The following is a 13,727-nucleotide window of genomic DNA, read 5'->3' on the forward strand; positions in this document are numbered from 1 at the left end:
TTACATTAAAGTCGGCATTTACTATAAAAATTGAGAGTGAAGTATGTCTGATAAACAAACGATAGCTATTCTGGGTGGAACGGGTGATTTAGGTACAGGTCTGGCGCGCCGCTGGTCGCAGGCCGGATACCCGGTGATTATCGGCTCGCGGACACTGGGCAAAGCGGTTGATGCGGTTGAGCAATTATCGGCTATTGCCAAAGCGCGCGGTAGTGACGCTATTTCGGTTGCAGCGATGACGAATGAAGATGCCGCTAACGCTGCTGATATTGTGGTTATGACGGTGCCATTTTCACATCAGCTCAGTACACTTGAATCGGTAAAAGGTGCGTTGTCGGGCAAAGTGTTGGTTGATGTGACCGTACCTTTGGTTCCACCCAAAGTGGCGCGAGTGCAATTGCCTGAAGAAGGCTCTGCCGCTGTGCGTGCGCAAGACTTTCTGGGTGATGATGTGCAGGTGGTTTCAGCTTTTCAAAATGTTGCCGCACATCACCTGAAAGAAGGCTCGGAATTGCCCTGCGATGTGCTGGTATGTGGTAACAAAAAAGAAGCGCGGCAGCAGGTAGTTGAGTTGGTAGAAGCTGCGGGAATGCGGGGGATTCATGCAGGTTCCATCGCTAATTCAGCCGCAACAGAGGCGCTGACATCGCTACTTATCTTTATTAATAAGCAATATCAATGTCATTCAGGTATTCGAATTACGGGTATAGATGATGCTTAGGCGCATTGTGTCGGTCGGCCGATAGTGCCATGTGGGCACTGATACCAATAAAAGCCCTGTCCGGTGCCAAGCAGCGCCTGAGCTCGGTATTGAGTCCTTGTCAGCGCCAGAGTCTGGCTCGGGCGATGGCGTGTGATGTGATAAAAAACGTGTTCGCTTCAACCCGGCTTGAAGGGGTTTTAGTGATATCGGATGACCCAGAGATCGAGAAAATTGCGCTAGATGCGGGTTGCGAGTTTTTATGGGAGTCGAATGTTCCCGAACCAGATCTGTCTGGATTAAATAGTGCTGTTGCGCAGGGAGCCGCCTGGTTAAATGCCAGCAAGATTCGCTCCATGATGGTGATTCACAGTGATTTACCTTTGTTGAAAACAGCAAGAATTGACTCGTTAGTTGAAACTTACCCCGAACATCCAACCATTACGATAGTGCCTGACAGAGCAGAGCAAGGCAGTAATCTTTTGATCTGCCCTGTAGGAAAAGTCACCGAAGGTTTCTGCTTTCAATATGGTGTGAACAGTTTGCGGCGGCATCAGATTGAAGCCCAACGGATAGGCATCGATTTTTCTATTGTGTCTATGCCCGATATGCAATTCGATATTGATAGTCCACAGGACTTGCACAAATTGATGGATAGCAGGTTGTTGCAAGACGATTCTGAAACCGGCCGCTGCCTTGAGAAGATCTGTCAGACAGCGTTGATAGATTACCCTTTGGAGGGCTCATCAACAGAACAGGTTCAATCTCGCCCGTTATTCCATGAATTTCAACAACCGGCAAATGTTCATGGCTGATTCCTCTTCCTGGCAGAACGGCGGTTGCCTTCCTTCGGATAACGAAGCTTTGGCGCTGGCAACACACGACGATACTGCTTCGCTGATGGTGCGCGCCAGGGCGCTGAGGGATGAAAATTATCGCAATGTTATTACCTACTCTCGTAAGGTGTTCATACCGCTTACTCAACTTTGCCGTGATGTTTGTCATTACTGTACTTTTGCCCAGACACCAAAAAAGCTCGAAACCCCATTTTTAAGCATTGAGCAGGTTTTAAAGACGGTTAAGCAAGCCAAAGCTCAGGGTTGCAAGGAGATTTTGTTTACCCTCGGCGAAAAACCGGAATTGCGTTATCAGGCAGCCCGAGAAGCGTTGTTGAAACTGGGCTGTGATTCGACCATTGATTACCTTTACGCCGTAGCCAAAGCCTGCTTCGACGAGACCGGGCTGTTACCCCACATCAATGCCGGCTGTTTGACGCCGGATGAGCTGATGAGGCTTCGCACGGTGTCTGCTTCCATGGGGCTGATGTTGGAGTCCAGTTCAGAAAGGTTGTGTGGAAAGGGCATGCCTCACTACGGTTCTCCAGACAAAGATCCTGCCAAACGGTTACAAGCTATCGCCGATGCCGGGCAAGCCAAAGTGCCATTTACCAGTGGTATTCTGATTGGTATTGGTGAAACTCGGTTAGAGCGCATTCAGTCGTTGCTGGATTTGCGACAATTGCATCAGCAATATGGTCATATTCAGGAAATTATTATTCAGAATTTTCGCGCCAAACAGGGCACAAAAATGGCTCAAGCACCGGAGCCAGACCTGAACGAACTGCTCTGGACAATCGCAGTAGCCAGACTAATTTTTGGCAGTGAGATGAGCATTCAGTCACCTCCCAACCTTAGCCCCGGTGTATTGCCCCAATTATTGAACGCGGGGCTTAATGACTGGGGTGGTGTATCCCCGGTAACACCAGATTACGTAAACCCGGAGGCTCCCTGGCCGCATTTGTCCAAGCTGGCTCGGGAAACCGATTTGGCAGGAAAACACCTGCATGAACGTCTGAGTATTTATCCGGCTTATGCGCTGGAGCCAGATCGCTGGCTGGCAAATTCATTGAAACAGCGGGTATTACGCTCAATTGATAGTGAAGGCTATCCGCGGACCGACGATTGGGTAGCCGGTCGAAGCGAAGAGGCCCCTGCCGAGGTTGTAGAGCAGCTCGCTTCACCGATTGAAATGCGTCAGGTGGATATCGCGCTTCAGTCAATTGTGAACAAGGCCTTTCATGGCGAGCTATTGACTGAGCAGGAGATAGTGCGCCTGTTTCAGGTGCGAGGGCCGGAGTTCGCCTATGTTTGTCAGCAGGCTGACGAGCTTCGAAAGCGCGTTTGCGGTGATGAGGTAAGCTACGTCGTTAATCGCAATATTAACTATACCAATCTGTGTTATTTCAACTGCAAGTTCTGTGCTTTTTCAAAAGGAAAATTGTCGGAAGAACTGCGTGGCAAACCCTATGACCTTTCACAGGCTGAGATTGCCCGCCGTGCTCAGGAGGCCTGGCAACGGGGTGCCAGCGAAGTGTGTATGCAGGGGGGAATCCATCCTCGATACGATGGCAACACATACCTTGAGATTTTAAAAACTATTCAAGCGGCAACACCGGATATGCATATTCATGCCTTTTCGCCACTTGAAGTCACCCAGGGTGCTGAAACACTTGGGCTGGATTTAAAAAGCTATCTGACCCGGCTAAAAGAACACGGGCTAAAAAGTTTGCCTGGTACGGCGGCCGAGATTCTTGATGACGAAGTAAGAGCAATATTGTGTGCTGACAAAATTAACACCGCACAGTGGTTGCGGGTTATGGAAACAGCCCACGAGGTCGGTTTGCGAACGACAGCCACCATTATGTTTGGCCATGTGGATCACCCTCGACATTGGGCCAGGCATCTTATCCGAGTGCGGGATTTACAGCGTAAAACCGGAGGCTTCACCGAATTTGTGCCGTTGCCATTTGTAGCAGATGAGGCACCAATTTATCGAAAAGGAGGTTCGCGGCAGGGGCCGACTTTGCGAGAAACTGTATTAATGCACGCTGTGGCCAGGCTCGTGTTTCATACGCATATTGATAACATTCAGACTTCCTGGGTGAAAATGGGGCCAGGTGGTAATGAACTGGCTTTGCAAGCCGGTGCGAATGATCTTGGCGGTACGCTTATGAATGAGTCGATCACGCGGGCTGCCGGAGCTCAACATGGTCAGGAAATGCCCCCGGAAAAAATGGATGCATTTATTGATTATCAAGGGCGGGTACCTCGTCAGCGAACGACACTTTATCAGCAGCCACCAGAGGATCGAATAGCCAGTACCTATAATGCTTCTGAGTTAGTGCCGCTGGTAAATTCCGCGGTCGAACGTGTTGAGCGGGCAGGCTGATTATCGTGTCAGCTAACGAACTCAGGCTGATCGCTGTCGAAGGTTTTCCACTGGTGGAGCCTGGTGATGATCTGGTGTCAATAATTCTCGCCTCCCTGAAAAAAATGTCTATTCGTTTACTGGAAGGGGATTGCCTGGTTTTGGCCCAAAAGGTGATTTCAAAAGCCGAGGATCGTTACGCTTACCTGAATGACGTTAGCGTGACGGATGAGGCCGAAATACTGGCTAACAAGGTAGAGAAAGATCCACGGCTGGTTCAGTTGATTTTAGATGAATCGGTAGAAGTGATCAGGCACCGTCCGGGTGCCGTGATTGTGGAGCATCGACTTGGCTACGTGCACGCAAATGCAGGTATTGATCAGTCGAATATCAGTAGCAGTCCCGACAATCCCCGTGTATTGCTGTTACCTCAGAATCCGGATAGCAGTGCGGATCAGCTTCGGCATCAATTACAGCTGGCGACCGGGGTAGAACACCTGAATATTATTATTAGTGACAGTGCGGGGCGAGCCTGGCGAAACGGTATTGCCGGTTTTGCCATAGGCACTTCCGGTTTTGAGGCCGTTGTTGACGAAGTTGGTAAAGCTGACCTGTTTGCTCGCCCCCTAGAGGTGACTCAAATTGCTGTTGCCGATGAGCTGGCTGCCGCAGCCTCAATTTTGATGGGCCAGGCAGATAATGCTATTCCCGTGGTGCTGGTTAGAGGCGTGTCTTTAAAAAAGTCCGTAGAGGGGTCGAAGGGATTAATTCGCGCTCGGGAGCAGGATCTTTTCCGTTAACAGCGAATGGTTAACCACAAACAGAAGCGACGAAAAATTATTACAAATTAATATAGAGCTATAAAACAGAACTATAAATCCGAGCTATAAATCAGAGCTACAAAACAGATTAAGAAGAGGGTAAATGGGCCAGAATAATCAGCAATCATCAACCCCTGTTATCGCCCTGAGTGGCGGGGTGGGGGGTGCCAAGCTGGCGTTGGGGTTGTCGAAAATTCTGCAGCCCGATGAGCTGACGGTTGTTGCAAACACCGCAGATGATTTTGAGCACTTAGGGCTACCGATTTCTCCGGACATTGATACGTTAATGTATACCCTGGCAGGCAGAAACAATACGGCGCAAGGCTGGGGTTTGGCTGGCGAGAGCTGGAATGCGATGCAAATGTTACAAGACTATGGCGCCGATACCTGGTTTCAGTTAGGTGACCGTGATCTGGTGACTCATTTGTTAAGACGGCAGCTGTTAGATGAAGGGAACAATCTGACACAGGTTACCCGTTACCTCTGTCAAAAGATGGGCGTAGAGCACCCAATTTTACCGATGAGTAATGATAAGGTTTCCACCCGTGTTTATACCCAATCGGGTGAACTTTCTTTCCAGCATTATTTTGTTCGCGAACGCTGTGAGCCGGTAGTGACCGGCTTTGGTTTCGCCGGAATTGAATCGGCAGTGGCGCAGCCAGACTTCATTGGGCTTTTAGCATCTTCTGCACTTCAAGCGGTGATTATCTGCCCGTCAAACCCGTTTGTGAGTGTTCGCCCCATGCTGGAATTGTCAGGTGTTAGCGCCGCCCTTAAAGCCTGTAACGCGCCGGTTATTGCTGTGTCGCCCATCGTTGCCGGTGAAGCAATTAAGGGGCCAACGGCAAAAATGCTGCGGGAGTTAAATATGCCTTGTACGGTGTTATCGATCGCGGAGTATTACAAAGAGCTGATTGACGGGCTGATTATTGACAAGGCTGATGCCCATCAGGCAACGGAAATAGAAAAATTGGGAATAGCGGTAGAGGTGGCACCTACGGTGATGCGCAGTTTACAGGACAGGGTTAATTTGGCGAATATCTCGCTGAATTTTGCCAATAGGGTAAGCCAGCAATGAATCAGGAATAAACAAATAAGGAGTATGTGATGAGTCTTCAATCTACATCTAAATTGGGTATTTCCATGCCCGGGCTTAATCAGCCAATACATAAATTCGCTGAACTGGCGCGGCTTGCTGATGATGCCGGATTTGATTCAGTCTGGGCATACGAATTTTATCGCAACGCTTTTATTATTCAGAGCCAGGCGGCCGTAACAACAAACAATATAGACTTGTGTATTGGTCTTGCCGCTGCTGCCCAGCGCACTCCTTTTGAAATGGCCAATGCGGCGGCTGACATAGATGAGCTGTCGGGGGGACGGGTTCGTTTGGTTGTGGGGCCAGGTGGCGCGAGCTTTGCCGAGCATTACAATGGCACTGATATTGATCGGCCAGCGACGCGGATGCGTGAATATATTCATATTATGCGTCTTTACTGGCAGCACATTCGCACTGGTGAGCCGTTACAGTATCAGGGCGAGTTCTACCGTTTCTCGACACCACCTGTTAACCCTTTTGGTTCTCGGCCAATGGTTCGTCCGGAAGTGCCTATTTATATAGGCGCGTTACGGCCAGCGATGTTGCGTCTTGCCGGAGAAAAAGCGGATGGTGCGATGGGGTTCTTATTGTCACCCGGTTTTATTGAAGAGCATATGAATCCGCATATTGAGGAAGGTGCCAAACGGGTGGGTAAAACTCTGGCGGATATTGACGTCACTAACTATCTGATTTGCAGCGTGTCAGAAGATCGTGAGGAAGCACTGAGGCGAGCGCGCATTCAGGTTGGTTGTTATGCTGCCTATCCGATTACCACCTTTATTGCCGATTATGAAGGGTTATCAGAAGATCGGGATGCTGTGGTGGCAGGATTGCTGAAGGACGGGCCGGCAGCCCTGGAACACGTGACTTCAGATGCTCTGGTTGAAAAATTTGCTATTGCCGGCACCCCGGATGAATGCCGTGAGCAACTGAAAAAGCATCAGAGCGCAGCATCCCATACCGTTTTACACACGCCTTATGTTCCGCCGCTAACCGCTCAGGAAAGTGAAGATGCTTTTCGCAATATTATTACGACGTTTGGCCGAAAATAATTGCCCGGATCCAAAACTGGAGAGTCAATATGCTGACCGATAATGCCGAGTTTCAACAGCTCAATGCGTCTTTCGGGGAGGATTGCGTCAAACGGGCCAATGCCAGCGCAGTGGCTTTGTTACTGCATGATCGCAAACAACCAAGCCAGCCTGTAAATTTTCTCTTTCATACCGGTGTGCAGGACTGGATCATCGATCTCTATGCCCGCAGTATTCATCAATACGATCCCATGTTGCAGCATGCATTGAATGATCACCCCGAATGCGGTTTTACAGGGGTTAATTACAAAGATGCGCAGATGGTGCCGGTATCGTATCAGGCCGAAAACCAGCGTTACTGGCAAACCCTTGGGCAGGAGGGTTTTTGGGAAACCGCTACCTGCAAGAAGGTTTTGTCGAAGGATTTATCTCTGGTCATCGGTTTAATGATGTTTGAACCTGAGCGGCGCAAAGGTTGGCATCTTGGCGTGGATCGGGCGATGAATACACTGGATAGCTGGCTTGGTTCAGCTAAGGATTATCTGGTTGAGGAGTCGTTGCGTGCTCATTTTTTTGCCAGGCCGATGCCTGGAACGACGTTGCCGGGCGATATCGTTGCCCTGTTGACGAAAAGAGAGCAACAAGTTGTTTTCGAATTGATGAAGGGATACAGCAACAAACTCATTGGTCGCGAGTTGTGTCTTTCAATATATACGGTGGAAAACCACCTGAAACGCATCTATAAAAAGCTGGGAGTCAGTGGGCGCACTCAGTTGCTGGCTCGTCTGGGACACTAACGGTTTATAGAATATGACTGGTTTCAGTCATAGACCCGCGACCGCGGGATGCGTACATTAGATTTAATAAAAGGAGCTAACAATGCTGCAATCAAATAACGACCCCTTATTCAAAAGAACATTAGTCATTTGTGGTTGGTCCGGGCTGCTGGCTGTGATCTTTTTTGTTATTGGTGGTTCGGTCTTGGGAGGCATGATTCCTCCCCTGTTCAGTGCCGATGAATCCGCCCTGGAGTTTGTCCGCAAAGCCACCGAGAATTTGTTTCAAATTCGGGTCGGCACGGTATTTATGATTATTGCGTTGACTTTCCTGGGTCCTATGGGGGCGGGCATATTTTTGCAAACACGACGTTTTGAACGCACCGCTGGCTTGTCCTATGTTCAATTAATGATGGCAGGACTGGGAACCATAATCGCTATTCTGGTGGGCTTTAGCTGGGCCATGATGGTTTATCGAGTCGATGCCGCTCACGCCATTAATGTTCAGATGTTTGCCGATTTGGCTTACTTTCTGGCGCTGTTTTCGGCACCCGTTTTCTGTAGTTGGTGTGTCGCGATTGCATTGCCTATCCTGTTCGCTGAAGAAGGTCGTGAGCCTTTCCCTCGCTGGGTTGCTTACCTCAATATCTGGGCAGCGGTCTTATATGTACCAGGCCAGCTTATTCTGTTTTTTAAGGATGGCTTATTCGCCTGGCACGGTATCGTTGCTATGTGGATTCCTTATATCGCCTTTTTTCTCTGGATACTGATTTCCAGTTTAACCCTGTTGCAGGCAGCAAAAAAAGTGCAGCCTGAATAATCGTTGAGTTTTAGATTGCGAACCCAACCGACGGTGCAAAATACGCCCGACAAACCCGTGTTGAAAACCAAAATACCGGGAGAAGAGGGTATTTGGGTTTTTGTGGCGGGAGACCTGATTGTATTCGCTGTCTTTTTTATCCTTATCGCTTTGGGACACATTCAACAGCCGGAAGTATTTGCGGCGTCTCGTCAGCATCTGGATTTGTGGACAGGTATTGTTAACACGTTGCTATTGTTGACCGGTTCCTGGTTTGTGGCGCTGGGCGTCGAAAAATGCCGAACCGGGCACGACAGCTCCGTGAGTGGCTATTTTTCATTAGCACTTTTATGCGCCTTTGGTTTTGTTATAAACAAGGTCTTTGAATGGGGTGACAAAATAAGCGCGGGGTTTAATCCGTCAACCAATGATTTTTTCATGTATTTCTTTGTGTTTACCGGTATTCATCTCGTGCATGTGCTTATTGGCATTGCCGTATTGTTGGTGTTAAGAGCTACCAGCCGCAAGCCGACTATCAATACCGCGAATATTCGCACTTGCGAGAGTGGCGCTATTTTCTGGCATTTGGTTGATCTGCTATGGATTGCGCTGTTTGCACTTTTTTACCTTCTATGACGGCCCATCCATGACGAATAAACAGGCTTTGATTACTCACCCGTTTACGTTGACCTGGCTGCTTCTGGTTGTTGCTACCGGTATTGGCTGGTGGTTTGGTCAAACCGCCCAGAGTACGCAGGGAAATGTTTCATTGGCAGTGTCTGGTGTCATTATCATGGCTTTTGTGAAAATCTGGCTGGTGGGGTTTCAGTTTATGGAATTGAAACATGCACCGCGTTGGCTGCGACACACTTTTGATGCGTGGTGTGTGGCGATTTGCGCTGCATTACTGATTATTTGCCTTTGACTCCCTAGATATACCATTTTTCGGGTTATTTGTTTTCCGATATTGAAAGTGGTTGGGCAGGGCAGCCATGCTGCTTTTGTTTTATCTGTAACGCCATAATCGGGCACTGTTACTGCCAGCATTATTAAAAAAGCTAAAAGGAAAATATGATGAATCCGAATGAAATTTTCTTACCTGTTTTGACCATGTTTTTACTCACTATGCTGGTTTGGGTTTACCTGTTTGCCAAACGAATCCCTTTCATCAATGAAAACTTTGTGGATGAAGAAATAACGTCACAGGCGTTACAGGAACGGTCACCTCCAGATGTTTCAAACCCTTCCGATAACCTGAAAAATTTGTTTGAGCTACCGGTGATTTTTTATGCCGTAGTGCTGGCCATATTTACCCTTGGTCTGGTCGATCCAACCTATTTGATAACGGCTTGGGTATTTGCCATTTTTCGAGTGCTGCACAGCCTGATTCATTGCACTTTCAATCATGTAATGGCGCGCTTTGGCATGTATCTGGTTGCAAGTGCAGCTTTGTGGTTCATGGTTATTCGAATGGCTTATCAGCTGGTTGCAGGCTGAGTTCTATTTAAATTGTTAACGAGCGCCGCTATGACACGGCGTGTGAAAAAGAAAAACTTTAAAGAGAGAAACTGCATGAATGAAATAGTCGACCCGGAAGGTTATGTCCCTGCGACTGACCACCCGAAATGGAATCAAAGCCTGGTGTGTCACTGTTATGACCCCGATACCAAAGTGGGTTGTTTTATTCGTGTAGGGATTCAAGAGAACCTAAACGAATCTAATACCTGGTTTGTGTTCTTTAAAGATGGCAAGCCGCTGTTCACTCGCGCCAATATGAACTTGCCTTACACACCTGAAAGAATGAACCCCGGCATGAAAATCGCCGGTATGGAAATCACCGTTCTTGAGAAACTCAATAAAGTGAGGGTGCAGTTTGACGAAGCAGACTTTGCTTGTGATCTGGTGTGGGAAGGCATCTTTAACCCGCCGATGAAAGATTGCGTTGAGATGAGCCAGGATGAAGATGGCTCTTTTGCCCGCGAGATGATGAATGTACACCTGGAAGGCCCGTATCGCATCACGGGCAGCATTACTATTCGCAATAAAGAAACAATCGATATTAATGGCACGGGTTACAGAGATGTATCCTACGGCCCCCGCAACTGGGACGCGATGCAGCATTATCGCCTGGCCTGGCCGTACTTTCCTGAAAGAAATATTACTTTTGCGATCGTGCACGGTGTTTCTACCGATAACCACAGCGCCTATCTGAAAATGATGCACGATGGTGAAGACTGGATTGGCATTAAAAGTGTTGATGCCAAGAATACTTATGGTGAAGACGACATGGCGATTAAAACCATGGACTGGACCATCGTCGATGAGAAAGATCGTACCTGGCAATTTACCGCCAAATATATTTTTAACTGGCTGTTCCCGCTCGATACCTTTGTGCTCACCGAGCAATTTATGGAATACACCTTAAGCGATGGCAGCGTGGGTTATGGATTGGCCGAAAGTGGTTACCGGCTGCCCTGGGAAGGTAATGGCGGTTAACCACTTCAACGAATAAATGAGAGAAAGACGAATGAGCGAACAAAAGCAATGGGACCCGGAAGGCTACGTACCGGCTACCGATAACGAAAAATGGAATCAGAGCTATTTTTACGGTTGTTATGACCCGGATACCCGTATTGGTTGCATGATTAGAGTGGGTATTCTGGAAAACCAGAAAGAGTCCAACGGGTTTGTGATTTTTTTCAAAGACGGTGAGCCGTTGTTTACCCGTATTAATATGAACCTTCCTTATTTCAGCGAAAGGCTGGCTGACGGGTTTGAAATTGCAGGTGTTAAATTTACGGCATCTGAACCATTACAAACATCCCGCATTCAGTTTTCCAGCAAGGATTTTTCTTTCGACCTGACCTGGGAAGGGATCTATAACCCACCCATGATTGATTGTGTGGAAATGAGTCAGGATGAGGAAGGCACATTTGCAAAAGAGATGATGAATGTGCACCTTGAGGGGCCATACCGAATCACCGGGTCTGTTACCACTCGCGATGAGGGAGTGGTGAGTATTAATAATGGCAGCGGTTATCGAGATCTGAGTTATGGCCCTCGCAACTGGGACATTATGCATACTTATCGTTTAGCCTGGCCCTATTTCCCGGGCAAAAATATCACCTTTGCAACTGTTCACGGTCAGTCCATTCATGGCCAGTCTGCTTATCTCAAAATGATGCACGACGGTAGCGAGTGGTTGGGGGTGAAATCGATGACACCTAAAAATGAATATTACGACGACAACAAGGGGATTAAATCCATGCACTGGAAAGTGGTGGATGAGAAGGGACGGGAATGGGAGTTCACCGCCAAGAATATCTTCCGCTGGTTTATTCCCCTCGATACGTTCTGCATGACCGAACAGATTATGGAATATCAACTTGTTGGCGAAAACGGTGAAACCACCGTGGGGTATGGTTTGGGCGAGTGTGGCTATCGTTTTCCGTTTAAGGGTAATGGTGGTTGAGTTATCAATACGCACGTAAACAGGCTTAATATGGAAAGCTAATGCGTCGATACGATTGCTCGGCAACATTAACGTTTGATTGGCAGGAACCTGATATTCAGGTTCCTGTTTTTCCCTTCAATGATGCGGCGGTTATTTCTAAAAAAGAGTTTAAGCCGCGGGCCATGCGCGTTTGATAATGGCGTCAATATCAACAAAGCTTGGTATTGAGCCAAAGGCGTACCCACTCTGGCCTTCAAGCCGAGTCAGGCAAAAAGCGTCAGAAACAGCATTGGGTGCATATTTAATTAACTGTGACGCTTGCATAGCAACAGCCATGCGCTCTGCGAGGTAACGGGCGTCCAGTTCTGGCATATTGTCCTCAAATACCAGTTTCTTTATTTCGGTGATGGTCGCATCCAGTCGTCGATCTTCACCCCTTACGGCATCTAATTCCGCAAAAAAGGCCTCGCCCGCCAAAGGCTCTTTGCGGAATGCTCTAAGAATATCCAGGCTAATGACATTTCCCGGCCCTTCCCAAATTCCATGGATAGGGGCTTCTCGATAAATCCGGGGTATGACGGATTCCTCTATATAGCCTACGCCCCCCAGTGTCTCCATGGCTTCATGTACAACAGAAACCACTCGCTTGTTAATCCAGTATTTGGCAACAGCCACTGTGATTCGCCCAAATGCACGTTCGTCTTCATTGGTTGACGATGCATCAAATGCTCGGGCAACGCGCATCATCAATGTGGTAGCAGCTTCTGATTCAATGGCCATGTCTGCCAGAACTTTGCGCATTAATGGTTGATCTATCAGGCGTTTATCAAATGCGGTTCGGTGCAAGCAATGGTGAATTGACTGTGATAGTGCCTGCCGCATCATTCCCGTGGGAATCAGTGCACATCCAAAACGCGTGTGAAGCATAAATTCCATAACAGTGGGTATGCCTCTACCTTCTTCTCCGATCAACCAGCCATGAGTGCTTTCAAATTCCAGTTCGGTTGATGCGTTAGATTTATTGCCGAGCTTGTCTTTAAGCCGCTCAAGAGAAATTGGGTTTCGTGTGCCATCAGGCAGCCAGCGTGGTACAAGAAAGCAACCGGGGCCATTTGCAGTTTGAGCCACCACGAAAATAACGTCAGCACCTGCGGCTGAGCAAAACCATTTATGACCAGTGATAAGATATTCTTCGCCGGGGCCGGTCTTTCCAGTAGGTTTAGCAAGAGTTGAGTTGCTGCGGATATCCGAGCCACCCTGCTTTTCAGTTGAAGTAAAAGCAATGCTAACACCGGTCTTTTCCCAGTGGGGAATAGGGCGCGAGTCGTACTGAGTGGAAAGCATTAGGCTTTCCCATTGTTTGGCCATTTCTGGTTGCTTGCGCAACATGGGCACAATCCCATAAGTGATGTCAGTCGGACAGAGCACGCCGCATTCAAGCTGAGAAAACAGTATCTCTGCCGCACCCCGGGCAACGTGGCCGCCGGTTTTGTTATGTATCCAGGGCATTGCGTGAACTTCATGCTCCCAAGCTAAACCCATCACATCATGCCAGGCGGGGTGAAATTCAACCGTGTCCACTCGCTGCCCAAAGCGATCAAAGCGGCGCAGCTCTGGACCGTTGTTATTGGCCAGTGAAGCTTTGTCGATCCATTCAGGGTCGAGTACCTTGGCACCAAGGCTTGTCAGGTTTTTTATCGCCCAATCACCACCTTCTCTGATAACGCCTTCTTTCAAAGCGAGATCCATATCGAACGCATTAACATTCTCTAAAGGCGGAGGCATGTTTTCTACGGTGTGAGTTCGCAATTCTGTTCTGGGTTTGAGGTAGCTCATTGGT

The 13,727-nt window shown here is 48.3% G+C and carries 14 protein-coding genes; 13 read left to right on the forward strand and 1 reads right to left on the reverse strand.

Annotated elements, in window-relative coordinates:
* The first annotated feature begins 43 nt into the window (after positions 1-43).
* From npdG to H7A02_02680, 13 genes are all read left to right on the forward strand, one after another.
* Positions 44-721, forward strand: a complete 678-nt coding sequence (gene npdG / locus H7A02_02620) for an NADPH-dependent F420 reductase (GenBank protein MCP5171152.1) — start codon at positions 44-46, stop codon at positions 719-721.
* Between the two features lie 29 nt (positions 722-750).
* A complete protein-coding gene (gene cofC / locus H7A02_02625) occupies positions 751-1,515 on the forward strand; it encodes a 2-phospho-L-lactate guanylyltransferase (GenBank protein ID MCP5171153.1) in 765 nt (254 codons plus the stop codon).
* On the forward strand, positions 1,508-3,928 hold the full coding sequence (gene cofH, locus H7A02_02630) for a 5-amino-6-(D-ribitylamino)uracil--L-tyrosine 4-hydroxyphenyl transferase CofH (protein MCP5171154.1): 2,421 nt from the start codon (positions 1,508-1,510) through the stop codon (positions 3,926-3,928). The genes cofC and cofH overlap by 8 nt, the downstream gene beginning before the upstream one ends.
* A gap of 5 nt (positions 3,929-3,933) precedes the next feature.
* Positions 3,934-4,707: a coenzyme F420-0:L-glutamate ligase gene (cofE, locus tag H7A02_02635; GenBank protein MCP5171155.1), complete on the forward strand. Its 774-nt coding sequence runs from the start codon at positions 3,934-3,936 to the stop codon at positions 4,705-4,707.
* 124 nt (positions 4,708-4,831) lie between these two features.
* Positions 4,832-5,806: a 2-phospho-L-lactate transferase gene (locus H7A02_02640; protein ID MCP5171156.1), complete on the forward strand. Its 975-nt coding sequence runs from the start codon at positions 4,832-4,834 to the stop codon at positions 5,804-5,806.
* A 29-nt stretch (positions 5,807-5,835) separates the two neighbouring features.
* Positions 5,836-6,879 carry an LLM class flavin-dependent oxidoreductase gene (locus H7A02_02645; GenBank protein MCP5171157.1) on the forward strand — a complete coding sequence of 348 codons (1,044 nt, stop codon included), beginning with the start codon at positions 5,836-5,838 and terminating at the stop codon, positions 6,877-6,879.
* Positions 6,880-6,908: 29 nt separating this feature from the next.
* A complete protein-coding gene (locus tag H7A02_02650; GenBank protein ID MCP5171158.1) occupies positions 6,909-7,655 on the forward strand; it encodes a hypothetical protein in 747 nt (248 codons plus the stop codon).
* 82 nt (positions 7,656-7,737) lie between these two features.
* Entirely contained in the window at positions 7,738-8,454 is a 717-nt protein-coding gene (locus H7A02_02655) for a hypothetical protein (GenBank protein MCP5171159.1), read from the forward strand.
* A 3-nt stretch (positions 8,455-8,457) separates the two neighbouring features.
* Complete coding sequence (locus H7A02_02660) at positions 8,458-9,069, forward strand: cytochrome c oxidase subunit 3 (protein MCP5171160.1); 612 nt, start codon at positions 8,458-8,460, stop codon at positions 9,067-9,069.
* 10 nt (positions 9,070-9,079) lie between these two features.
* Positions 9,080-9,358, forward strand: a complete 279-nt coding sequence (locus H7A02_02665) for a cytochrome C oxidase subunit IV family protein (GenBank protein ID MCP5171161.1) — start codon at positions 9,080-9,082, stop codon at positions 9,356-9,358.
* Between the two features lie 149 nt (positions 9,359-9,507).
* The gene (locus H7A02_02670) at positions 9,508-9,930 is read left to right on the forward strand and encodes an MAPEG family protein (protein MCP5171162.1); all 423 of its coding nucleotides are present in this window, start codon (positions 9,508-9,510) and stop codon (positions 9,928-9,930) included.
* A gap of 75 nt (positions 9,931-10,005) precedes the next feature.
* A complete protein-coding gene (locus H7A02_02675; protein MCP5171163.1) occupies positions 10,006-10,929 on the forward strand; it encodes a hypothetical protein in 924 nt (307 codons plus the stop codon).
* 31 nt (positions 10,930-10,960) lie between these two features.
* A complete protein-coding gene (locus H7A02_02680; GenBank protein MCP5171164.1) occupies positions 10,961-11,905 on the forward strand; it encodes a hypothetical protein in 945 nt (314 codons plus the stop codon).
* Between the two features lie 150 nt (positions 11,906-12,055).
* Here H7A02_02680 and H7A02_02685 read toward each other — a convergent pair whose 3' ends face one another.
* A complete protein-coding gene (locus tag H7A02_02685) occupies positions 12,056-13,723 on the reverse strand; it encodes an acyl-CoA dehydrogenase family protein (protein ID MCP5171165.1) in 1,668 nt (555 codons plus the stop codon).
* Positions 13,724-13,727: the final 4 nt, after the last annotated feature.

The sequence above is a fragment of the Pseudomonadales bacterium genome, assembly GCA_024234435.1.
In the GTDB taxonomy this organism is placed as follows: domain Bacteria; phylum Pseudomonadota; class Gammaproteobacteria; order Pseudomonadales; family Porticoccaceae; genus JACKOF01.